General features: G+C 49.4%; 25 protein-coding genes. 8 read left to right on the forward strand and 17 right to left on the reverse strand.

Translation table 11 applies throughout. The annotated features are described in order from the left end of the window. Nucleotide 1: 1 nt before the first annotated feature. From uvrB to EXW93_RS12905, 14 genes are all read right to left on the reverse strand, one after another. Entirely contained in the window at nucleotides 2–1969 is a 1968-nt protein-coding gene (gene uvrB / locus EXW93_RS12840; protein ID WP_023469235.1) for an excinuclease ABC subunit UvrB, read from the reverse strand. Nucleotides 1970–2174: 205 nt separating this feature from the next. After that, on the reverse strand, nucleotides 2175–3338 hold the full coding sequence (locus EXW93_RS12845) for a PDZ domain-containing protein (protein ID WP_174316532.1): 1164 nt from the start codon (nucleotides 3336–3338) through the stop codon (nucleotides 2175–2177). A gap of 22 nt (nucleotides 3339–3360) precedes the next feature. After that, complete coding sequence (locus EXW93_RS12850; RefSeq protein ID WP_174316533.1) at nucleotides 3361–4785, reverse strand: S41 family peptidase; 1425 nt, start codon at nucleotides 4783–4785, stop codon at nucleotides 3361–3363. Between the two features lie 94 nt (nucleotides 4786–4879). Next, nucleotides 4880–6265 carry a M23 family metallopeptidase gene (locus tag EXW93_RS12855; RefSeq protein ID WP_075642817.1) on the reverse strand — a complete coding sequence of 462 codons (1386 nt, stop codon included), beginning with the start codon at nucleotides 6263–6265 and terminating at the stop codon, nucleotides 4880–4882. A 40-nt stretch (nucleotides 6266–6305) separates the two neighbouring features. Continuing rightward, complete coding sequence (gene ftsX / locus EXW93_RS12860; protein ID WP_174316534.1) at nucleotides 6306–7205, reverse strand: permease-like cell division protein FtsX; 900 nt, start codon at nucleotides 7203–7205, stop codon at nucleotides 6306–6308. Then, nucleotides 7195–7881: a cell division ATP-binding protein FtsE gene (ftsE, locus tag EXW93_RS12865; protein WP_023469240.1), complete on the reverse strand. Its 687-nt coding sequence runs from the start codon at nucleotides 7879–7881 to the stop codon at nucleotides 7195–7197. Before ftsE ends, ftsX begins: the two co-directional genes overlap by 11 nt. Before the next feature lie 195 nt (nucleotides 7882–8076). Further along, nucleotides 8077–8448, reverse strand: a complete 372-nt coding sequence (cccB, locus tag EXW93_RS12870; protein WP_174316535.1) for a cytochrome c551 — start codon at nucleotides 8446–8448, stop codon at nucleotides 8077–8079. A gap of 115 nt (nucleotides 8449–8563) precedes the next feature. Continuing rightward, nucleotides 8564–9433: a YitT family protein gene (locus EXW93_RS12875; protein ID WP_023469242.1), complete on the reverse strand. Its 870-nt coding sequence runs from the start codon at nucleotides 9431–9433 to the stop codon at nucleotides 8564–8566. A 97-nt stretch (nucleotides 9434–9530) separates the two neighbouring features. Beyond that, entirely contained in the window at nucleotides 9531–10034 is a 504-nt protein-coding gene (locus EXW93_RS12880) for a GNAT family N-acetyltransferase (RefSeq protein ID WP_174316536.1), read from the reverse strand. After that, nucleotides 10034–10801, reverse strand: a complete 768-nt coding sequence (locus tag EXW93_RS12885; protein ID WP_174316537.1) for a class I SAM-dependent methyltransferase — start codon at nucleotides 10799–10801, stop codon at nucleotides 10034–10036. The genes EXW93_RS12880 and EXW93_RS12885 overlap by 1 nt, the downstream gene beginning before the upstream one ends. Before the next feature lie 60 nt (nucleotides 10802–10861). Beyond that, entirely contained in the window at nucleotides 10862–11962 is a 1101-nt protein-coding gene (gene prfB / locus EXW93_RS12890) for a peptide chain release factor 2 (protein WP_023469245.1), read from the reverse strand. A 68-nt stretch (nucleotides 11963–12030) separates the two neighbouring features. After that, complete coding sequence (gene secA / locus EXW93_RS12895) at nucleotides 12031–14550, reverse strand: preprotein translocase subunit SecA (protein ID WP_035396263.1); 2520 nt, start codon at nucleotides 14548–14550, stop codon at nucleotides 12031–12033. Nucleotides 14551–14766: 216 nt separating this feature from the next. Then, entirely contained in the window at nucleotides 14767–15330 is a 564-nt protein-coding gene (gene hpf, locus EXW93_RS12900; RefSeq protein WP_023469247.1) for a ribosome hibernation-promoting factor, HPF/YfiA family, read from the reverse strand. A gap of 280 nt (nucleotides 15331–15610) precedes the next feature. After that, nucleotides 15611–15811 (reverse strand): cold shock domain-containing protein, encoded by a 201-nt coding sequence (locus tag EXW93_RS12905; RefSeq protein ID WP_023469248.1) that lies wholly within the window; start codon nucleotides 15809–15811, stop codon nucleotides 15611–15613. Nucleotides 15812–16063: 252 nt separating this feature from the next. On the opposite strand from EXW93_RS12905, the gene EXW93_RS12910 reads away from it, so the two are divergent. The 8 genes from EXW93_RS12910 to EXW93_RS12945 all read left to right on the forward strand — a co-directional run bounded on the left by EXW93_RS12910 (nucleotide 16064) and on the right by EXW93_RS12945 (nucleotide 22993). Next, nucleotides 16064–16570: a competence protein ComK gene (locus tag EXW93_RS12910; protein ID WP_023469249.1), complete on the forward strand. Its 507-nt coding sequence runs from the start codon at nucleotides 16064–16066 to the stop codon at nucleotides 16568–16570. A gap of 94 nt (nucleotides 16571–16664) precedes the next feature. Continuing rightward, nucleotides 16665–18506: a hypothetical protein gene (locus EXW93_RS12915; protein WP_174316538.1), complete on the forward strand. Its 1842-nt coding sequence runs from the start codon at nucleotides 16665–16667 to the stop codon at nucleotides 18504–18506. A gap of 11 nt (nucleotides 18507–18517) precedes the next feature. Further along, nucleotides 18518–18808 carry an EscU/YscU/HrcU family type III secretion system export apparatus switch protein gene (locus EXW93_RS12920; protein WP_058713336.1) on the forward strand — a complete coding sequence of 97 codons (291 nt, stop codon included), beginning with the start codon at nucleotides 18518–18520 and terminating at the stop codon, nucleotides 18806–18808. Further along, a complete protein-coding gene (locus tag EXW93_RS12925; protein WP_174316539.1) occupies nucleotides 18805–19197 on the forward strand; it encodes a flagellar export chaperone FliS in 393 nt (130 codons plus the stop codon). Before EXW93_RS12920 ends, EXW93_RS12925 begins: the two co-directional genes overlap by 4 nt. Beyond that, nucleotides 19194–20081 (forward strand): flagellin N-terminal helical domain-containing protein, encoded by an 888-nt coding sequence (locus tag EXW93_RS12930; protein WP_174316540.1) that lies wholly within the window; start codon nucleotides 19194–19196, stop codon nucleotides 20079–20081. The genes EXW93_RS12925 and EXW93_RS12930 overlap by 4 nt, the downstream gene beginning before the upstream one ends. A gap of 16 nt (nucleotides 20082–20097) precedes the next feature. Next, nucleotides 20098–20538, forward strand: coding sequence for a YaaR family protein (locus tag EXW93_RS12935; RefSeq protein WP_035396250.1), 441 nt, complete (start codon nucleotides 20098–20100; stop codon nucleotides 20536–20538). 24 nt (nucleotides 20539–20562) lie between these two features. Continuing rightward, nucleotides 20563–21231, forward strand: coding sequence for a DUF2225 domain-containing protein (locus EXW93_RS12940; RefSeq protein ID WP_174316541.1), 669 nt, complete (start codon nucleotides 20563–20565; stop codon nucleotides 21229–21231). Nucleotides 21232–21259: 28 nt separating this feature from the next. Then, entirely contained in the window at nucleotides 21260–22993 is a 1734-nt protein-coding gene (locus EXW93_RS12945) for a GGDEF domain-containing protein (RefSeq protein WP_174316542.1), read from the forward strand. 38 nt (nucleotides 22994–23031) lie between these two features. Here EXW93_RS12945 and EXW93_RS12950 read toward each other — a convergent pair whose 3' ends face one another. Genes EXW93_RS12950 through fliS form a run of 3 tightly spaced genes read right to left on the reverse strand, consistent with a single transcriptional unit; the run spans nucleotide 23032 to nucleotide 23954 of the window. After that, complete coding sequence (locus tag EXW93_RS12950) at nucleotides 23032–23208, reverse strand: hypothetical protein (RefSeq protein WP_023469257.1); 177 nt, start codon at nucleotides 23206–23208, stop codon at nucleotides 23032–23034. Between the two features lie 27 nt (nucleotides 23209–23235). Beyond that, nucleotides 23236–23622, reverse strand: a complete 387-nt coding sequence (locus EXW93_RS12955; RefSeq protein WP_254606208.1) for a hypothetical protein — start codon at nucleotides 23620–23622, stop codon at nucleotides 23236–23238. Further along, nucleotides 23586–23954, reverse strand: coding sequence for a flagellar export chaperone FliS (gene fliS / locus EXW93_RS12960; protein ID WP_058264652.1), 369 nt, complete (start codon nucleotides 23952–23954; stop codon nucleotides 23586–23588). The genes EXW93_RS12955 and fliS overlap by 37 nt, the downstream gene beginning before the upstream one ends. Between the last annotated feature and the right edge of the window lie 19 nt (nucleotides 23955–23973).

Genomic DNA, 23973 nt, shown 5'->3' on the forward strand with positions numbered 1-23973 from the left:
CTTAGGCACCTGCTTTCAATTCTAATATGAGATCGCGGAGCTCAGCAGCTCGTTCGAACTGCATGTCTTTCGCCGCTTGACGCATCTCTTGATCAAGCTGTTCAAGCAACGTTTCGCGCTCCGGTTTTTTGAGTTTGTTGAACTTCTCGAGTTTTTCGACGGTGTCGTCGCTCTCGATCGTCGTACTGATGACACCACGAACGTCTTTTTTGATCGTCTGCGGCGTGATGCCATGTTCTTCGTTGAACGCCATCTGGATTGCGCGACGGCGTTCCGTCTCATCGATTGCGCGTTGCATCGAATCGGTGACTTTATCAGCAAACAAGATGACGTGTCCTTCCGAGTTCCGCGCCGCCCGACCAATCGTTTGAATCAGCGAACGGTCCGAACGGAGGAAACCTTCCTTATCGGCATCAAGAATCGTCACGAGTGAGACTTCCGGAATATCGAGTCCTTCTCGTAATAAGTTGATCCCGACGAGGACATCGTATTTCCCCAGCCGCAAGTCACGGATGATTTCAATCCGTTCCAGCGTCTTGATCTCCGAGTGCATGTAGTTGACCTTGACGCCATTCTCTTTCAAGTAATCGGTCAAATCTTCTGCCATCTTCTTCGTCAGTGTCGTCACGAGAACACGTTCGTTCTTCGCGACCCGGTCACGGATGTTATCCATCAAGTAATCGATTTGTCCTGTGATCGGATGAATCTCGATCGTTGGATCAACGAGACCGGTCGGACGGATGATTTGCTCGACCATCTCTTTCGAATGTTCGAGTTCATATGGTCCTGGTGTCGCCGAGATATAGATCGCCTGACTGACTTTTTCCTCGAACTCCTCGAATCGTAACGGACGGTTGTCTTTTGCCGACGGAAGACGGAAGCCGTGATCGACGAGGACTTGTTTCCGCGCCTGGTCCCCGTTATACATCCCGCGAATTTGCGGCAGCGTGACGTGTGACTCATCGGCAACGAGTAAGAAGTCTTTCGGGAAGTAATCGAGCAACGTATACGGTGTTGCCCCTTCCGGCATCAAGTTCAAGTGACGCGAGTAGTTCTCGATTCCGGAGCAATAGCCCATCTCACGCATCATCTCAAGGTCGTAGTTCGTCCGTTGTTCGAGCCGTTGCGCTTCGAGCAACTGATTGTCTTCGCGCAACTTCGCAAGCTGGACCTCTAGTTCCTTCTCGATGTTCGCGATCGCCTTCTGCAGACGGGTATCCCCCGTCACGAAGTGGGACGCCGGGAAGATCGAGATGTGCTCACGGTCCGCGACGATCTCACCTGTCAGCGGATCCATATCACGAATCCGTTCGATCTCGTCACCGAAGAACTCGACCCGGACACACTGTTCATCGCGTGACGCCGGGAAGATTTCGACGACGTCTCCGCGGACGCGGAACCGTCCGCGCTGGAAGTCGATGTCGTTACGCTCATACTGGATGTCGATTAGACGACGGAGCATCTCGTTTCGCCCCATCTCATTGCCGACACGCAGTGACAAGACGTGGTTGTTGTACTCTTCCGGGTTACCGAGACCATAGATACACGAGACAGAAGCAACGATCAAGACGTCCTCCCGTTCGAACAGGGCGGACGTCGCCGAGTGACGTAGTTTATCAATCTCATCGTTGATCGAAGAGTCCTTCTCAATGAACGTATCCGTCGACGGTACATACGCTTCCGGTTGATAATAATCATAAAAACTAACGAAGTATTCGACCGCATTGTTCGGGAAGAATTCCTTGAACTCCGAGTAGAGTTGTCCCGCTAGTGTTTTGTTGTGGGCAAGGACGAGTGTCGGTTTCTTGATTTCCTTGATGACGTTCGAGACCGTGAACGTCTTCCCGGTACCGGTCGCCCCAAGCAACGTCTGATGTCGTTCGCCTTGTTTTAGCCCAGTCACCAATTTTTCGATTGCTGTCGGCTGATCACCGCCTGGCTCAAATGGTGAAACGAGTTCAAAATCCATCGTTTGCTTCCCCCTCATCACGTAAAAAATCTATTTTTATTGTACCACTTTACGAACAAACATTCGATTATGAAGTGCTCCTTTTAGGAAGTTACCCTTTTTTTCGAAAATGCAAAAGTTTCTTTTTGCTTCGAGTGTTGATCCTCGATTTTTCTGCTCATAAAAAAATCCCTGTCACGGCTGTTCCGTGACAGGGATTTACTTGTTAATGCAAGGACCGCACTTTAGTGCGACCATGGACCGGCTCGTTGACGAACAGGATACCGAGCTCATGATGATCTTGTTCATAGAAGGCACGTTGCGCAAACCGGATGTCGCCGTTATGGTTCATGACTTCAAGACGCAGATACGGTTTGTGTTTTTGGATCGCTTCGTAGAACGATGCTTCCGAATCCACTTTTTCGCCGTTGACCTTGTAGATGGCTTCACCCGGAATCAATCCCATCTCAGCAGCCGGTTTATCAGGTAGCGTTCCGAGAATGACGGCACCACGCGTTCCATTGAGGAACAATGGGGTCTGTGCCCGGTTCAAGCGTTTGACCCGCTGATGCAATAAGATATGCAGGACGAGCAACAAGACGATTCCGTACAGCCATTCAGCTTGTCCGGTGACGTATGCAAGAACCGTCAATAGAATCGCGACGAGACTCGTGATCAAACGTCCTTGAACGAGCGGACGCATCAATTCTTTCGGCAACTTACCCGTAAAGAGAAAGCTGAAGCCGATCGGTAACCAAAGCACGATCGGAACGAGCTCTGGGAAGCTGTAACGTGGCCACCAAGCTTCAAGCACGTCGCCCGGAACAAAGACGAGCAAGGGCAATAGCCAAAGTTTATTCGCTGACAGCCCACCGATGAAGCGACCACGCTTCGAGACGACGAGTGACGGTGACAGGCGTCGTTGCCCGCGCCACCAGACGAGTAGACATTCCGCGACGAGCGTTAACGTCGCAAGCAATAAAATCATTTTCGGATCAACCGCTCGAACCGGATCAAGACGTGCATCCATTAGAAACCAGCCGGCAAGTCCAAGCAAGACGATCGGCCAAAGCGGTACGTTCAAGCGGACAATCCCGACCAACAACAGGACGCTCGAGAGTCCGAGTAACAACAGAGCGTATTGCGGCGTCAGCGTCAATCCGAGCCAGCCACTGGCGACGGATAAGACGAGACCAATTAGTAACCCGGGTAAAAGTGTTTCGAGGACATCGCTTCGTTTACCGTGTGTCCGGGAGCGAAATAGTCCACGTTCCCGTTTAACACGCCGGATGCCGATGACCCAACTGACAAGGAGTGCTAACCACAAGGTCGGACTGGCGATGAGACTAATCGCGGTCCAACCAATTTCATCGAGTAATTCCACGCGCATTCAGACCTCTTTCCATTCCTTATTATTGAGCAGCGACCTCGAGTGCTTTTTTCCGCTGGACGTCATTCTTATCGTCCTCGAGTTTCTTCAGGAGACGCGTCTCCATCTCACCCGCTGTCTGCTGATCGATTTTTCCAGTGACGTCAAGCTTCGCATCCTTTTGCAAGGCTTCGACGGCTTTCTTCATCGTGTCACCGAAATACCCATTTTGTCCTTTTGGCTCGTAACCGATTGCTTCGAGGACGAGGTGAGCATTTTCGACTGATTTTCCATAATCGCCGACTGCGAGTGACTTTTGATCAGTCAGGATCTTCGTGACGTTGAAGTACGCCGGTTGCTTGACTTCAATCGTCGGCTTAACTCCTTTTTTATGAATCCAGTTGCCGTCCGGTGTCAGCCACTTGTTCGTCGTTAACTTCAAATCGCTACCGTCCTTCAAGTCATAGGCACTTTGGACGATACCTTTACCGAACGATTTCGTACCGACGACCTCAGCCCCGGCACCTTCCTTCAGACCTGCTGCCAAAATCTCGGACGCGGACGCTGATCCGCCGTCTTCGAGCACGACGATGTTATATGGTTTCTTCTCGTCTGCCTTCCCGAATTCCTGCTGACGCTCTCCCTTATTGTTCTCGACTTGATAAATCGGAACGTCCTTCGGAATGAACGGTGCAATCATGCTTGAGACAGCCGTTAAGAGACCGCCCGGATTTCCGCGAACGTCGATGACGAGTCCATCGATATTCTGACTCTCGAGTTTCGCGAGCCCCTTCTCGAACTCTTTAGCCGTCGGTTCTGAGAACTGCGTCACTTGCAAGACACCAATCTTCTTCCCGTTGACGTCTTCGGTCGACGTATAAACCGTCTCGATCGGAATCGTATCCCGTTTGATCGTGATGTCCATCGCGTCTTGACCGCTGCGTTGAATCGTCAGGACGACATTCGTTCCTTTTTCACCACGGATTTTCTTGACGGCTTGATCCGTCTTTTGCCCTTTCGTCGACTTGCCGTCGATTTCTAAGATGACGTCACCCGGTTTGATCCCGGCTTTTTCAGCGGGTGATCCCTTAATCGGTGAGACGATGACGATCGACTCGCCCTTTTGTTCAAGCGTCGCACCAATCCCTTCAAAAGAAGACGATAGATTCGTATTGAACGATGCCGTCTCCGACTCATCCATATAGACGGAATACGGATCGTCAAGCACTTCCGCCATACCGGATAACGCACCGTCCAGCAGTTCTTTATCCGTTACGTCTTCTAGATAGTTCTGTTCGATCATTTGACGGACCTGATCAATTTTTTTCCAATCACCCGTCGCATTCGCAGACGACGATGACGTCGAGACAGAATCCGTTCCGCCAGCCGCTAACATTCCGACGGCGCCTGCCCCTAAACCAAGCCCGAAGGTACTGACCGCGATGACTGCTGTTGTAGATTTTTTCACGCTTGATTCCCCACTTCCGTTAAAAAACGCATTATTTTTTTCAGTATAGCAAAAAAAGATAGGTTACCCTATCTTTTCAGTATTCTATGGGATGTCAAAAGATGTACGGTGCCGGGTCGACTGCATTCGGTTGACCGGCAGCCCACTCTCCCTTATGCAATTCGAAATGCAGATGCGGTCCTGTCGACCAGCCGGTTGATCCAAGTGTGCCGACGATTTGACCGGGCATGACCGTTTGACCGGCTTTGACATCGATTGACTCCAGGTGGGCATAAACGGTCGTATAGACCTGATCATCAATTAAATGAGTCACCATGACGACATTGCCGTACCCCGTCGCACTGCCTGCACGCAAAACAATTCCTCCGGCTGCCGCATGAATCGGTGTCCCTTTCGCATTGACGAGATCGATTCCCTTATGAATCTCCGGCTTTCCAGTCAACGGATTGTTTCGTGGACCGAACGGTGATGAGACATAGCCTTGCACCGGTAAATGAAATGGACGATTCGAATCGACGTCTGCTGGTGTATCGGGTGTTCCTGAAGGTACTTCGACTTCAGGTACGGGTGGCTTCGTTTTCTCAGCATCCGCTTCCTGTTGTTTCGCTGCAGCAGCACGCGCAGCTTCGGCTTGTCGTTTGGCTTCCGCTACTCGCTTCGCTTCGGCTTGACGTGCTGCCTCGATTGCCCGTCGCTTTGCCTCTTCTTTTGCTTTTCGTTCTGCTTCTTTCAGTGCAGCCAGTTCATTTTGAATCAACTGTCGCTGATCAGCGAGAATTTCTGCTTCTTCAGCTTTTGAGAACTGCTCTTGTTGCAACGCTTTTACCTTCGTGTTCAACTGGACGACCAGCTTTCGCTTCAACTCCGATTCCGCGATGATTTGCGTCTGAAGGACAAGTAATTTCCGTTGCTCCCGCTTCAGACTTTCGAGCAACAACGCTTGATCGGATCGCTGTTCGTTCAACTGAATGACGTTCGCCTTATATGTTTGCAGGACATCATCATCTTGCTTCATGATCTCACTGACTGTGCTGAAGCGCGAAATCAAATCACCGAAGTCTTTCGCGTCAAGCAAGACCTCGATGTAGGTAACGTCTCCCTTTTGCTGGACGGCACGTAAGCGACTTCCCAGTAAGTCTTCTTGTTGATGTAGTTCCTTCAACGTTTCGGAAATGGCTTCTTCCGTCAGACGTAATCGTTCCTTAGATGCAGCAACAGCCGCTTGTTGATCGGCTATCTTACGCGCTAAATCATCCAAACGGCTGTTGACTTCATCCAGTTGCGCACGGGCTTCCTTGCGCTGCTGTTTCGTCAAGATCAACTTCTCTGATGTCTGATTCTGTGATCGTTCCGTCTCTTTTAGACGGCTTTCGACCTCCTGTTGTTCCTTCAACAAATCTTCTTTCGACGTGGCATGAACGGACACGCTAGTTCCAATCAAAGCTAAGCTCAGGACGACAGAATAGAATCGGACTTTCATGAGAAGCATCTCTCCTCTATTTTATTTTTAAATGAATCGATTAAATCTTTAAGAAACGACCAAGTGACGTCGTCGATCCCCAGACACCGATGAATGCACCGAGACCGAGTAAAATTAAGACGACCTCTAGTGATAATTGTCCTGGCGGGACTAGTGAGAAGATTCCTTCGTTAATCGTTGCCAGTTGAGGTTGAATCGCATTGTACGATACTTCATAACCAAAGTAGACAACGACAATCGGGATGATGGCACCTAATATCCCCATCAACAACCCTTCAACAAAGAACGGTGCACGGATGAATCCGTTTTTCGCTCCAACGAGACGCATGATCTCGATTTCCCGACGACGAGAGAAGATCGTGACTTTGATCGTATTCGAAATGAGGAACATTGCCATGAACGTCAAACCGACGATCAGGATGATTCCACCGATCCGAACTCCTTCAAGGAAGTTAAACATCTTTTTAACATAGTCCTTACCATATTCGACACTATCTATATTTTCCATTTTATTGATGGAATTTGCAAGTGTTTCTGTCTCTTTTGGTGAGGTAGCTTTGACGATGTATCGATCGTGAAGCGGGTTATCTTTTTCAACGGACCGGTACGCTTGTGAACCTTCGCCAAGTTGCTCCTTGAAGCGGTCCAGTTCTTCTTCTTTCGAACTATAACGGACAGATGCGACTCCCGGTAATTGCTTCAACGAATCGCCAACTGAATCAATTTTTGCTTGGTCTGCTTCCCGTTCGACGAAGACTTGGATCTCGACGTCTTTTTCGACGTTATCAGAGATCTTGTTGACGTTGAACATGAGCATTGCGAATATTCCTACGAGAAGTAGTGTGACGGTAACGGCACTGACTGAAGCGAATGTCATCCAGCCGTTCCGGACGAGACCTTTTGCCCCTTCCCGTAAATGACGGAATCCATTAAACTTCATAGCCGTACATTCCTTTCTCTTCGTCTCGGACGATTTTTCCACCGTCGATCGCTAAGACACGATGACGCATCTTGTTGACGATGTCTCGGTTGTGTGTCGCCATTACGACCGTTGTCCCACGGCGATAGATCTCTTCGAATACTTCCATGATCTCCCATGCAGTATCCGGGTCCAGGTTTCCTGTCGGTTCATCGGCGATGACGAGTGACGGACGGTTGACGATGGCTCTCGCGATCGAGATTCGTTGTTGTTCGCCCCCTGATAATTCATCCGGATAGTTCCGTTCCTTATGCTTGAGCTTGACGAGATCGAGTACCTCGAGCACCTTCTGGCGGATTTGTGACTTGTCTTCTCCTACGACCTCTAATGCGAAGGCGACATTTTCATAAACCGTCAATGACGGGAGTAGTTTGAAATCTTGGAAGATGACGCCGATTTGGCGACGAAGTTCGGGGATTTGACGGTTCTTCAACTTACCGACTTCGATTCCTTTAAATAAAAATGAACCGCTCGTTGGTTTCTCTTCGCGGTACATCATTTTCATGAATGTTGACTTACCCGCACCCGACGGACCGACGATATAGACGAATTCGCCTTGATCAATCGTCAAATCGACCTCACGGAGTGCCGTGACGCCGTTCGGATAAATCTTACTGATTCGTTGCATCTTGATCACGTACTTCACATCCTTACTTATTTACTGATGCTGAATGGATAGGTCTAAAAACCTACCGACCACCATTATAACAGGGACGAAATTGAACGCACATTACAATCAAATGTCATTTCAAGCGATGATACCATAAAAAAGAGGTACGAGATGACGAACACATGTCGTGTCTGTCATCTCATACCCCATCATATCCCATAATTACTTTTTATCCGCGAGCCAGTCAGCAACGGCAACGATTTCTTCATCCTCTTTGAGGATTCCAGCAGGCATTTGCCCTTTCCCGTTCTTGATGATCTCTTGAATCTCTTCTGAAGAGTACTTCGAGCCGACCTTCGTCAGATTTGGTCCGACATTTCCTTCAAGGTTGTTCCCGTGACACGATGCACAGTTGTTCGCGAAGATTTTTTCCGCATCAACAGCTGTTTCCGTCTTCGACGAATCATCGTTCATCGTCGACTCTTCCTTCGTACTTGACGAATCGCTAGCGCTGGAGTCGTCACTACCACCACATGCTGCGAGTGCAAGCGTTGTTCCTAACCCTAACGCGAGTAACAAGTTTTTCAGCTTCATCCGGATATCCCCCTCTTGTAAGTATCTAAGTAAACACTTCTGACCTAGTTAGAGTATAACCGTTATCCGGAAGAGTTAAGCATAATTTCACAAAAACTTCACGAGTTTGGAACAATTACGGCACATTCCGGTAGCGTTTGTCGTCCGTAAAACCGAGTCCCAGCACCTCATGCGCCTCGCTGACGACGAGGAACGCTGACGGATCGATGTGTTTGACGATCTCTTTAAGCGTTGTGATTTCTCCTTGGCGGACGACGACCATCAGCATCGGTTTCCGTGTCCGCGTAAACGCACCTGCCGCCTCGATCTCCGTCGCTCCGCGATCGAGCGTTTCGAAGATTTCCTTCACTAACGCTTCCCGTTGATCGGAGATGATATAAGCGAGCTTGTCGTTCGTGATCCCGAGTTGGACGACGTCGATCATCTTGATCGTGATGAACAAGGCGACGAGCGCGTACAGTCCGATCTCAAGCGAGAAGATTGTCGCTGCACTGATGACGATCGTTCCGTCGAGCAAGGCGATACAGAGATGAAGCGGCAATTTCGTGAAGCGATGCAAAATTTGCGCAATCAAATCCATTCCCCCGGTCGAGGCACGTCCCCGGAAGATCAGACCGAGTCCGATCCCGACACCGGCACCACCGAAGATCGCGGCAAGCATCGGATTCATCGTCGCAGCCGGAACATCGAACCGCTCGTAGACAAGGATGACGACCGGTAAAAAGATCGACCCGACGAGTGATTTGACACCAAAACCCATCCCGAGGATCATCCACCCGATCGCCAGCAAGACGACGTTCGCGACGAGTTGGAACAAGCCGGGTGAGATCCCGAACAGATCGTTCAAGACGATCGATAAGCCACTAACGCCTCCTGAAGCGAGTTGATTCGGTGCTAAAAATAAACTAAAGGCACTTGCGACGAACAAGGACCCGATTAACAAATACGCATAATCGCGCACGACTTCCTGACGTGTCGATGTCATGACATTCCATTTCCCCTTATCGATTGATTCTCGTGTTTCATTTTAGCGGAAAAGTCAGACAACGACTAGAGAGGCGGAACAACTCACAGTGTTCCCTTTATACCGCACTAAAGGGGGGACTGTAGCGGACGATGCCGCTGACGCTACGCAACCCATTCCGTTCGAGTGCAAGGACGAGAAAGACTTCTGGCGGAACGGGGAACGGTGGCTCAATACCGTAGTCGATCGCCCGTTCGAAACCAAACTGTGGATAGTAGCTGTCGTGACCAAGCACGACGATATGTGATTCACCGGCATCCCGTGCATCCTCGATCACCTGGCGGATCAACTCAGAACCGATGCCCTCTCGTTGCCAAGCCGGCAACACACCGACCGGCGCTAAGGCAAGTGACGGGATGTCACCGATATGGATTCGGCTCAAGAGGACATGACCGACGATTTCTCCTTTGTCGGTCATCGCGACGCGACCAAAGACCGGTTGCGCGGCTTCGTCCTCGCGTAACGCATCCACGAGGTTCGCTTCGCTCGGTTGTTCGAACGCTGCCTCATGGACAAGCCGGATTCCCGCTGCATCCTTGAAGCCTTCTTTACGGATAATCATCAGCTATTGCTCCCTTCGAGTGGTTTCGTTGCGAGTAGCGTGAACTCGGACGGGATGTTCTCACCGTTCCAGCCACGATGCTCGTCGAATCGTTCTAATGTGAATCGCGTCGCGATGACGCCGTTTAAAATCTCACTCAGCGTAAAGTAACGGACGGAGACGTCCGGAAAATCGATTTGTTCCGCGTCTGGAAAATGTGTCTTATACGCTAAGTCACCCGCTTGCAACGCTTGATCGAAATAACGCGGTCGATACGTCAAATCCGCATCGATCCAGCGTCCGACCGGGTGAAAATCGCTAAGGATCAACTGCCCACCGGGTCGCAAGATTGTAAACAGGATCTGCAGAAAACGCTCGAGATCCGCAAAGTAATGCAAAATCCCGCCTTCTAAGTAGAGGAGGTCAAACGTATTGCGATATCGTTCAAGATCGATCGCGTAGAGATCCCCGACAACATAGTGGATTGATGTCTCAGCATGGTACGCTAGTTCAAGCGCGTACTTGGCATTCTCCTCTGAAATATCGAACACGGTGACGTCTGCTCCGAGTAACGCTAACGGCACCGCCTTGCGTCCGTTCGAACCGCAGATGTTCGCGATCGTCTTCCCGGCGATGTCTTCGAGATGACGACGATGTTTCTTCAAGCATGCGGCTGGATCTTGTTTGATGATCGTAGCATATTCTGCCGGTGTTCCGTCTCGCTTTTCCCAAAATTCATATGCCCGGTACTCCCACGCTTGTTTGTTGATCCGACTTTGCTCCTGCATGACTGTTCCCCCTTTGACGGTCAAAAAACCAGTCGAACATCGTCCGACTGGTTGATTGTCTTACATATTCATCAGACGGAGGTACGCATCGATGAAGCCCATGATGTCACCATCCATTGCTCCTTGCGTGTTCCCGACTTCATAGTTCGTCCGGTGATCCTTGACCATGCTGTATGGGTGGAAGACGTACGAACGGATTTGGCTACCCCATGCGATATCCGATTTTTCACCACGGATCTCGTCGAGTTTCTTTTGTTGCTCTTCGATTTCGCGTTGGTAGAGTTTCGCTTTCAACATCTTCATCGCCGCTTCACGGTTTTTGATCTGCGACCGTTCTTGTTGACAAGAGACGACGACGCCTGTCGGAACGTGGGTGATCCGGACAGCCGAGTCCGTCGTATTGATGTGCTGACCACCGGCACCAGAGGCACGGTACGTATCGATCCGTAAATCTTCCGTCCGGACTTCGATGTCGATGTCATCGTTGAATTCCGGCATGACGTCACACGAGACGAACGATGTATGACGGCGACCTGACGAGTCAAACGGTGAGATCCGGACGAGACGATGGATCCCTTTTTCAGCTTTTAAGTATCCATAGGCATTGTGCCCTTGAATACGGAGCGTGACCGATTTGACACCCGCTTCATCACCCGGTTGGTAGTCCATCGTTTCGACTTTCCAGCCTTGCTTGTCGCAGAAACGTTGGTACATCCGTAGTAACATCGATGCCCAGTCTTGCGACTCGGTACCACCTGCACCTGGGTGCAACTCGAGGATCGCGTTGTTTGCGTCATATTCGCCGTTCAAGAGAATTTGGAGTTCGAAGTCTTCGAACTTCTTCTTGAGGTCGCCAAGTTCTGACTCGAGCTCTTCTTGAAGATCCGCATCCGGCTCTTCCTTGATCAATTCGTACGTCAAGGCGACGTTCTCGTGACCTGCTTCGAGTTCTTTGTATTTGTCGACCATCGCTTTTAAGCCGTTCGACTCATCGATGACTTTTTGTGCCGATTCCTGGTTGTTCCAGAAGTCTGGGTACGTCATCTCGTTTTCAAGTTCTTCGATCCGGGCAATCTTCGACTCGAGGTCGAGTGATGCCTTATATTCGTCGAGTTTCTTTTCCATCCACTCGGCGGTGTTGCGAATTTCTGCTAATTCCATGTGTTCCACCTTCTCTTTCCGTGAAAAGAGGCAGGAATCTCCTGCCTCTCTTTCAGTCGATTCATCACTTATGCCTGACGGCCGTGACAGTTCTTATATTTCTTACCGGATCCACACCAGCACGGATCGTTGCGTCCGATTTGATCGTTTGGATTTTTCCGGACCGGCTTTTTCTTGACCGCTTTATCTTCCTTACCCGAAACGGCGACTTCGTCTTGGACGACTTTTTCGCGTTTGAGGTTTGGATCGAGATCTGCCCGAAGGACGAATTGTGTCACTTCTTCAGCGATCGCAGCGTTCATCGCATCAAACATCATCGACCCTTCCGATTGGTATTCACGGAGCGGGTCGTTTTGACCATATGCCCGGAGGTGAATCCCTTCACGGAGTTGATCCATTTGATCGATATGGTTCATCCAGTGTTGGTCAACGGCACGAAGAACGATGACTTTTTCGAACTCATCGAATGCTTCGGCTGGGACTTCTGACCGTTTGTGCTCGTAGTGCGCGAATGTCCGCTCTTTAAGCAACTCGATGATTTCTTCACGTTCTTTTCCGAAGAGGTCGCTTTCCGTGACCTTCTCTTCGATCGCAAGCGTCTGGTTTGCCCACTCCGCAAGCGCACCGATGCTCCACTCTTCCGGGACGAACTCGACCGGCGTGTACTGATGAACGCCTGCTTCGATCGTCTGCTCGATCATCGGACGGACGATATCTGACACGGAACCCGCATCGAGAATCGCTGCCCGGTCCGCGTACATGACTTTCCGTTGGTCCGCCATGACGTTATCGTAGCCGAGGACTTGTTTCCGCGCATCAAAGTTGTTGCCTTCGACGCGTTTTTGAGCCGATTCAACGGCACGAGACACCATCCGGCTCTCGATTGGTTGTGAATCATCCATTCCGAGACGGTCCATCATCGACTGCAGCGAATCAGAACCGAAACGACGCATCAATTCATCTTCAAGTGAGAGATAGAATTGTGATGCCCCTGGATCTCCTTGACGACCAGCACGACCACGGAGCTGGTTATCGATCCGGCGTGATTCGTGACGTTCTGTCCCTAGGATGAAGAGACCACCTTTATCTAAGACACCTTCACCAAGCTTGATGTCGGTACCACGACCGGCCATGTTCGTTGCGATCGTGACCGAGTTCGCTTGACCGGCGTTCTCGATGATTTCCGCTTCACGTGCGTGGTTTTTCGCGTTCAAGACTTCGTGACGAATGCCACGTTTCTTGAGGATGTTACTGAGTAACTCCGACGTCTCAACGGCAACCGTACCGACGAGGACAGGCTGTCCTTCGCGGTGGGCGCGTTCGATTTCGTCTGCGACGGCAGCGAACTTCCCGTTCATCGTTTTGAAGATCAAGTCCGGCATATCGTTTCGGACGACGGGTTTGTTCGTCGGAACCGGTACGACGTGCATGTTGTAGATGTTACGGAATTCTTCTTCCTCCGTCTTCGCTGTACCCGTCATCCCGGCAAGCTTCGTATACATTCGGAAGAAGTTTTGGTACGTGATCGTCGCAAGCGTCATCGATTCGCGTTGAATCTCGACGCCTTCCTTCGCTTCGATCGCTTGGTGCAGACCTTCTGAGTAACGACGCCCTTCCATGACACGACCTGTGAACTGGTCGATGATCATGACTTCGTCTTCACGCACCATATAGTCGACGTCGCGGTGCATGACGGCATTCGCCCGCAGTGCGAGGCTCAAATGATGGTTGAGTGAGACATGCTCGAGACCAAACAGGTTATCGATGCCGAAATATTTCTCAGCGCGGTCGATCCCTTGCTCCGTCAACAGAACACTCTTCGTCTTGATGTCGACCGTGTAGTCTTCATCTGCTTTCATGATTTTCGCGAACGTGTCCGCTTGCGAATAGAGCGCTGTCGATTTCTCGGCAGACCCTGAGATGATGAGTGGTGTCCGCGCTTCATCGACGAGGATTGAGTCGACTTCATCGACGACAGCGTAATGGAGCGGTCGTTGGACACGGTCTTCTTTATACAGGACCATGTTGTCACGCAAGTAGTCGAAACCGAACTCGTTGTTCGTTCCGTACGTGATGTCACAGCTGTAGGCTGCTTGTTTTTCCTGACGCGACATGCTTGAGAGATTCAAGCCGACCGATAGACCAAGGGCCGCATAAAGAGGTTCCATGATGTCACGGTCACGTTTTGCAAGATATTCGTTGACGGTAACGACGTGAACGCCGTTGCCAGCGAGGGCATTCAAATAAACAGGGAGTGTTGCGACGAGTGTCTTACCTTCCCCGGTCTTCATTTCGGCGATATCCCCGTTATGCAGGACATATCCACCGATCAACTGAACGCGGTAGTGGCGCATGCCGAGAACGCGTGTCGACACTTCGCGACAGACCGCGAAAGCTTCCGGTAAAATATCATCTAGGTCTTCTCCGTTAGCGAGACGCTCACGGAATTCAACGACTTTTCCTTCAAGTTCTTGATCCGATAACGCACCGATTTGTGTCTCGAGCGCTTCCACAGCGTCTGCTGCTTTTTCGGCTTTCTTCAGGACACGTTTCGTTGGTGCAAATAATTCTTTTAGAAAATTAGCCATGCCTTACAGTCCCCTTACTTCGAACGATTCTTTGAACGAACAGAATTCCGAGATTTTTCCTTTATTCAGTGTACCGAATACGACGTCAAATTTCAACAAGCGGACCGAGTAGCGGTCTCGGTCTTTCGTCATAGAGCAAACGTATCGTGTTTAAAAATAGTTTTCCATCATATCAAAAAGGGACTCGCCCGTAAGAGCGAGTCCCTGTTGCATTCATTATTCTGGTTCAATCAAACCGTAACGACCATCCTTACGACGGTAGACGACGTTCGTGTTGCCCGTTTCTGCGTCTGAGAAGACGAAGAATGCGTGCCCGAGCATGTCCATCTGAAGAATCGCTTCTTCCGTGTCCATTGGTTTGAGTGTGAAACGCTTCGTCCGAACGAGTTCGAGTTCTGCCTCGTCCTCTTCATAGACTGGCGCTTCCGCTTCCGGTCCTTCGAGCGTTTTGAAGTACTCTCCGATGCCGCCTTCTTTAGCGCGTCCTCTCCGGTTCAACTTCGTTTTGTGTTTCCGGATTTGACGTTCGAGCTTATCGACGACGAGGTCGATTGCTGCATACATATCGCCATTGATATCCTCTGCGCGGAGCAAGAGGTTTGGCATTGGAATCGTCACTTCGACTTTTTGCTTCTCATTGTTGACTTTGAGATTGACATAAGCCGTTTGCGCTTCCGTAGGAGTTGTAAAATAACGAGTTAACTTTTCAAGCTTTTTCTCGACGTAATCCTTGAGAGCATCTGTGACGTCCAAGTTTTCACCGCGAATGTTGTAGATCATGTAAACTCCTCCTTAAGTAACCGGTTGAACCTATGAATTCGAGATGATCCAGTCGTTTCCTTCTGAATATTCGAAATTCTTTGGTTCGTTTTTATTATAGCACGATAAGTGAAGGAACACCATGAAAACGATGACATTCTCATGAACGTTCACTTCGATTCTTAGCGTACGATAATATTGATGCATGTTGATGTTAACGTATATACCCGTTTCAAATGGATTCAAAACAAAAAACCGCTTTTAGGCGGATGGCCTAAAAACGGTGGCGGCTGCTATTGGATTAGATCTTTGAAACGTTCGCAGCTTGTGGACCACGATCACCTTCAACGATTTCAAATTCCACTTCTTCGCCTTCTTCAAGTGATTTATAACCATCGACTTGAATCGCTGAGAAGTGTACGAAGACGTCTTTCGCGTCAGACGTTTCGATGAATCCATAACCCTTTTCAGCATTAAACCATTTGACTTTACCTTGTTCCATTCGAATTCACGTTCCCTTCGCAAACCAGAGTACGAGAGCAAGCTCTCACGAATTAGTCTATCAAAAGAAGGAATTATTGACAATTAAAAATTCTGATTATTTAGAAACCATTACCACGTAATTATCAATTTCCACCAAGACATTGTTCTATATTTCAAAAAATTACATTGTCATTACATTTGTAATATTGTATTATATCGTTAGTAATTACCTGTTTTATCCATTGTCCCATTTGAGGAGGATGTAGTCGACATGCGACCATTCCATAATGATGAAAAGTATCGAATCACGAAGCGGACCGTAGCGATCTTACCTTGCTACGACATGATGAAGCAGTCCATCATCGTGCTAGAAGATGGTTCTACCATCATGACGCCACTTCGACCGTATCAACTGTTGCAATTATCGTGCAGGCAGTACAATAGTTCTATTGAGGAACGGATCGTCACCGCAAAACGTGTCGCATCCGTGAAAGGAAAAGTCCCGATTGTCATCGAACCGTCACTCGGCCTCGTCTTTTTCCCTACCAAATCACCGAAACGTGATGATTGCGAATGGTACGCTTGGAGTCATATGATTGATGTCCTCGAAGAGGATGGACAGACTAAGCTGAAGACCCGCAATGGCATGATCCTTCCCGTGAACGCCTCTCCTTACATCGTCCGCAACCAAATGAAAGCAACAGGTGAGCTTATGGCTCGCTATCAACAATTGAACGCGATGACATTAGAGGAACGCTTTAATGCAATCAAATCTTGAAAAAACGAAGGTTGGGCGATATTTTCGCTCAACCCTTTTTCGTTTCTGCCGATATATAATAAGATGATGTATTTTGAAAAAAGGAGGACGTTTGATGAATATCCAGTTGAATCCAGCTCGTTCGACGGTACCTGCCGGACAAACCGTTCTTTCGGAGACGAAGACATATAAAGGAACCGTCTTGGAACAAACAGGACCGCATACGGCGCTCGTTCAAGTCGGACGGGATAAAATCGAGATGACATTCACTGGAGAAGTTCCGACAGGTGATTTCCAGTTTAAAGTAAAAGGTCAAACGGCGGAAGGTTATCTGATCGAACAGCTACCAGCTGTCTCAGGGACTGACGCTGAAACACCGTCCGCCGTCTCGATTCCGTCAAACGTCGATCCTGCTTTACTCGAAGGCGTGCCAGCAGAACTGAAACCGGCTGTCGCAAAACTTCTTGCGAGCGGTCAGTTGCCTCAAACACCTGAAGTCGTCGCCCAACTGGTCATGGCCCTTCAAGGCAGCTACAAGGATCTTGTCCTTGAACTCGTCTCGCGTCCTGATAACGCGCTTCCACCGGAAGCAGAACTCTTGATTGATAGTCTGTTAGCGACGACCGAAGAATTTGTCGATGTCCTTCCGGAACGCGATGCCTTACGCGACCAACCGACGTTTGAAAAAGTCGTTGCGCTTGACGTTGCACGAGTCACCTTACCAACGCAGCGTGATATCGAAGCTGCGACACCGCTGCATATGCGTCAGTACATTGAACATTTGCCAGCGAAGGAACGTCCCGCACTCATTACAGCGCTTGATCAAGGGGACGTCGAAACGGTCCGAAAACAACTGACACCTTACTTCCCGCAAGCTCCACTTGAGCCGAAGACGAGTGTCCGCGAACAATTGATTGGTCTGACGGCCCGTGCCGCAAGTCCGGTCGAGCAAGCTACTCCGATACGGTCGGCTCTGACCCTCGTCCGAGAGGTAACACCTCGTTTAGCGGAGGTGACGAACGACTTCAAGAGCCAACAGCGAACGATCGTGTCGCAACTGCGACAAATCGAACCACTCGTCGAGTCCCGCCCAGTGCAAATGGTTGCTGTCATCGAAAGTACGGCACACCGCTTGAAGCAAATGTTCCAGCAAACGGACGCGATGTTGCATACGACGATGCGGGATGAAAAACAGTTGATCCACTTTTTATCGAAGCTCGAACGCGGTGCTGAACTCGCTTCCCACGGTCGGGGAACAGAAGCGAAGGCACTACTGCAAGAAGTCCGGACGGGCTTTGAAGCCTTCCGCTACGCGCCAGCGAACGTCCGTCCGACCTATTTACCGGAATGGAACGCGTCAAGCGCTCGAACGCCAAACGACGCACCGGCAAAACTCATACCGTATGAACCGAAACAAAACAGTCCGCGAGTTTTACAAGAAACGGTTCAAAAAGCACTGCAGCTGCAAAGCGCCGAGTTGAAGCTCGCTGCTCCGACTCTCAATCCGGAAGCTTCGAAACTTCAGTCATTCTTGACGACGCAACAGCAAATCAATAAGCCTGACAATCAACAGCAGTTGAATCAGATTCTGTTATCGCTTCCGGTCCAGATCGTCGAAGCGACAGCCGGTCTTCATGTTCACCTTCAAAACAAGCGACCGGATGAAGTGATCGACTGGGAAAACAATACGTTGTACGTCCAGCTGAACACGAAACGTCTCGGGGATATCGGCGTACGCGTCGAAACCGTCAATCGGAAGATGCAAATCACGATCGAAAACGATCTCCCGATTCTCGAGCGACTTGCTACACCGTTTCTTGAACGAACGACGGACGCCTTAGAAGCGACCGGTTATCAGGATGTTCGGATTCAGTTCCGACCGTTCACGAAAGAAGAACGTCAAGACGTTGCTACGCAGAAGGATGAGACGCCAAACGGGTACGATTACCGGATTTAAAGGAGGAAGCCATGTACCAGAAAATCGATTTGAAGCACCGAAAATCTGCTGCCGTTCTGCGTTACGATGAAGCGTCCGGACAAGCACCTGTCGTTGTCGCCCGCGCGACAGGACAAGCGGCAGACCGGATCTTACAGGAAGCTCGAGCCAACGGAATCGCTGTCGAACACGATACCTCATTACTCGGTCACCTGCTCGATCTCGACCTCGGGACCTCGATTCCACCGCAACTCTATGACGTCATGGCAGAACTCCTCTTATTGATCGAAGAACTGGACCACGCGAAAGGACGACAGACATGACAGAACAAGAACTGTATCAGATGACCCCACAACAATTGACGGAAAAAATGTTGCAAGGACTTGTCTTTCAGTATGAACAGGCGATCACGGCGATTGAAGCAAAAGCATTTGATCACATGAATGAACGTCTACAAAAAGCCTACGCGCTACTGACGAAGCTCTCGGAAGGATTGCATGACGACGGCGGGATCATCACGTCCCAACTCGAAGCATTATACTTTTACCTCGGTCAACAGACGCTGCGTGCCTACACAGAACATCACGTGCTCACAGAAGCACTTTTCCTTGCTGAAGAACTGCTAGTTACATGGCAAGCAGCAAGTACAAATAAGCGCCCACTTGCTCGGGCAGCCCATCATGCAGGATATGAAAGGATGGCACACGAATGAAAATCTCAAACAATGTCCAAGCACTAAAGGCGTATCGTAACCTGACAGCGAATCAATTAAATGTCAAGACAACGATGGATAAACTATCAAGCGGTCAAAAGATTAATCGTGCTGCAGACGATGCAGCTGGTCTCGCCATCTCTGAGAAGATGCGGAATCGCTTGCAAGCACTCGATAAAGCGGAACAAAACGTTCTCGATGGCATCTCGATGGTACAAACCTTAGAAGGCGGCATGAATGAAACGCATAGTCTCTTACAACGGATGCGTGAACTTGCTGTTCAAGCAGGTAACGGAACACTTGCTCCTGAAGACCGCTCTTCGATCCAATCCGAAATCGACCAGTTGACGAATGAAGTGACACGGATCGCGAAGACGACCCAGTTCAACGGCAAAGATATCCTAACGGGTGACTTCGCTGAAGGGAAAAGCGCCCTCTTCGTTCAAACGAATGCTGGGGCAAACGAAGGTATCTCAGTTACCGTCAAAGACATGCGTGGGCTGGCGCTCGGTATTAGTACGACAACTGCTCCGGCAACGGATAGTGTCGCCATGACAGAAACGAGTGGCACGACGGAATATGCGTTAAGCGTCATGTCGAGTGAGAGTGCAAGCACTGCGATCACCCTCTATACGAAAGCGATCGACAATGTTTCGAATCAACGCGCGAAGCTTGGTGCGATCCAGAATCGCTTCGAAGCAACGAATTCGGTCCTCAGTATCAGTCGCGAGAACTTGACGGCGTCCGAGTCACGGATTCGCGATACCGATATGGCTCGAGAGATGATGGAGTATGCGAAATACAACATCCTCAACCAATCCGGTATGGCCATGATTGCGCAAGCGAACGCATTACCGCAAGGCGTCTTGCAACTACTCAACTAAGAAGGAAGTGTCAGCTATGGACATTCGCCGCATTCAAGAAACACAACGGCTTCAGGCAGTTCGGTCCGGTCCTCGGGAAGTCGAGGCATCGACGACCTTCTCTGCCTTAATGCAGGATAAACGAGAACATAAAGGCTATGAACGTCTCCAGCAAAAGTTACTGCTCGTCGAAGAGCACGGTCAACTCCTCGCTGAGAGTCATACGATCGAAAATCTAGAGAGCTACAAGGAGAAAATCAAGGATTTTTTAAAGGATGCACTGGATCAATCACAGCAATTAGAAGAGAAACGCGGCTTCAATCGCCGCGGACGGACGAAAATCTATAAAGTCGTCGAACAAGTCGATACGAAGCTATTGCAATTGACGGACACCGTCTTATCCGGAGAATCAAGACGACTTGATATTTTAGATCAAGTCGGGGAAATCAAAGGCATGCTCGTCAACGTCTTTGTCTAATCCGACAACACGAGGAGATTATCCATGCCTGAATTGTATTTAAAAAAATGTAAGTGTACCTATTGCTTAAAAGAAACAGAGACGAAGCGTGTCTTGTCGCGTCATATTCGGGTCGAGCGGACGGATTTTGACGGTTTCGTCCATTACCAAGGATCGAATCCCTATCTGTACGAACCAATCCAGTGTTCCCGCTGCCGCTTCGTCTTTCATGAGTCGTTTGAAAAGTTACGGACCGACGTGCGTCAGACGCTCGAAGAGCAAATTTTACCAACGCTCCCGGTGTTACCGTTCGCAGCGACGGAGCGAACGATCGAACAATCCTTACAGCTATATAAATTAGCCCTCTATACAGCGCAAGTAACGGGACAAAAAGAAGCGATTCTTGCCATGCTCGGCGTCCGGATTGCTTGGATGTACCGGATGCTTGAAGACGAAGCACAAGAATTGCAGTGGATGGAACGGTCAGTCACGAAGTACGAAGCCTTGTATCTCAATTATACCGATGCTGTTCGTACCGGTATCCCCCACGATGTCCTCTTACTGCGGATCAGTGACTTGTATGCTGTCTTAAAACGGACGGATGATGCGAAACAATGGTATGGTCTCATCTTCCAAAGTAAGACCGTGTCGGACCGGACAAAAAAAGAAGCACGGGAACATTGGGAATTGTATCGTGAAACACATAACGTCTAATCAAATTACATAAAAAGGAGGATCACGCATGCGACACATGTCTCGCGTCCAGTGGTATGTCATCGTTACGTACATTGCCATTCTCGGATCAAGCTGGTTTCATGCTGGTCCGATTTTTGCTGTCTTCAGCACAATCACCGGACTTCTCTATTGTTCATGGGTAGCTCGTTCGTCCGGTACGTTACCGATCATCCGGCGAGCAATCGAGTGGTTCACGATCGGTATCATCTTGAACTTTGCCTTTAGCTTCTTACCAGTTGCCTGGCATCCACCGGAGCTCGATACCGTCGTCAACCTGACGATTACCGGCTTTTTTATCCTGACAGCGATGACTTTCGCGAAACAGATCAATTGGTCGACGGTCCGGCGCTTACCACTTCTTTACGTCGATGGGATTTTACTCTTCGGTATGACATTCGTCTTCGGTTATACGGTCGTCTTACGCTATATCCCGGATTTCGCCCGTTCTCCGATCGAACTCGTCGGGATGAGTGGTTTTGCGCTTAGCTTCATCGCACAACTGTTCTTTTTCTTCTTACTTTATACGACCGGCTTACACAATAAATCGCATCGGTTACTGATTCAATCGATGCTGTTGTTCATCTTTGCAATTTTCGGTTACTATACGTTTTTCATCCGGAATCAGCTCGACATCGCCAGTTGGTTCTTCCCGTTGTATCCGGTCAGCTTATATGGTCTCTTGCAGTATTATCGAAAAACGCACTCACCGAAAGCCTCTGAACGATGGACGATCTCGTACCTTCCCTACCTCAGTCTCTTAATCGTCGTTGGTGGCATCTCGTACGTACCGATCCCATCTGCGATCTACTGGAGTAGTCTCATCGGTCTTTTCTCGCTCTTTTTCGTACGCCAATTTTTCTCCGAGCGTCAAAATACACGACTTTTGCGTGAGTTAAGTCTCTCGGAAAATGAGTTATTGCAACGCGTCAACGAAAAAACGGAGCGCCTGGAACTGCGAAAGGAAGAGTACCGCCGGCTATTTTTGAATCATCCTTATCCGATCGTTCGGATGGATGCCAACGGTCATGAAAAAGCGATGAATCCGATCGCGGAACAATATTTTCCTGCCGGACACCTTCCAGATCAGCTAATGGAACAGATCGTCCCGATCAGCTGGCAAGAAACACCAATCGAACATCAACTGATGCAACTCGACGACGGACGCGCCTTTGAAGTGACGGTCATCTCGATTCCGCGCGAGCATGACTTCTATATCATCTTAGCGGACCGGACGCATGCTCTAACGGAAGAACGGATGTTACGTTCGCTCGGATACCAGGATGCGCTCACCGGCTTACCAAATCGTCGCTATTTCGAGGAAGTCCTATCGAATGAATTACCACACTGGCAAGAAGGATCGTTATTGTTCATCGACTTAGATGGTTTTAAACACATCAATGATCAGTTCGGTCATGACGCCGGGGACTTCGTCCTACAAGAGACGGCACGACGCTTAGAAGCCGATTTGCAGGAATCGGAGATGGCAGCACGACTTGGCGGCGATGAATTCATCGTCTTCTTACACCGAAATCGCGCAGGTACGATCCATTACGCAGAAAACATTCTTAAGCGGCTGAATGAGGTGTTTCTCTATCAAGCACAGACGATGCACGTCACGCCTTCGATCGGGATCGCACGTTACCCAGAAGACGGAACAACGACGAGTCTCCTGTTGATTCGCGCCGATGAAGCGATGTACACGGTCAAGCAGGAAGACAAAAATGCTTATCGCTTCAAATAAAAAGAACGGAATCCGCCGATTCCGTTCTTTTTATCGTGTTATGATTCACGGCGATACTTTTCTTCCTCATACACATCCGGTTGTTCCGAAATCGGACGCTCGAGCGCTTCCCACGATTCCGTCTCGACATCCGGTTCGATGAACTGATCATATGAACCATCCGATTGGAAATAGGTTTGTGGGACACGGCGTTTACCCTGCTCTTGTTTCTTCACGAAAGATTCCTCCCTCACGCAAAAACATTACTGACGCGAATCAAAATACGGAGAAAAGCTATTGTCGACATCCTCATACGGATCGACATATGACTTCCGACTCGACTGTGTCTGACGCAACTGACTAATTTGTACCCCTAATTTAGCCGTTTCCGCTGATAATTTCAAGTCGATTTGTCGACTGTCTGCTACCAACTCCTGAATGATTGCTTGATTTGCACCGGCTAGTAAATTGGAGTGTGCCGCAATGAATGCTTCCCGTTCATTGAGCAGATGCTGAATTTTTTCAATCCAATCATCATACGTCTCGTCGCTCGGCGTCTGATCCAGTAACTCCATTAGCCGTTTCGTCTTGAGGCGAAGCGGGTCAAGCGGACTCATCGTTGCTTCGCGAGCTTCATCGCTTCTTTCCAAGTCTCACGGAACTCTTCCGCAAAGCCGATGACTTCCTCGATCGCAGCGACATCATTCTTGACATTCGCATCCATCAAACGCCCTTGCATATAATCATAAAGCGCGTTTAAGTCTTTCGATAATGCAATCGACTGATTGAGTGTCAATTGAAGTTCACTGATGATCGCTTGTGCTTTTTGGATGTTCGTATTTTTTTGTTCGATTAACCCTTGTTCAATCGATCGTTTCGCGAGCATTGCAAATTTGATCAATCCTTCATACAGCATAAGCGTCAAATCTTGCGGTAATGCGGTTGTGACAGAGTTCGTTTGGTATGTGGCATATGGATTCATGCGAGATCCTCCTTATTAC

Source organism: Exiguobacterium sp. JMULE1 (assembly GCF_013337175.1).
Taxonomy (GTDB): Bacteria; Bacillota; Bacilli; order Exiguobacteriales; family Exiguobacteriaceae; genus Exiguobacterium_A; species Exiguobacterium_A indicum.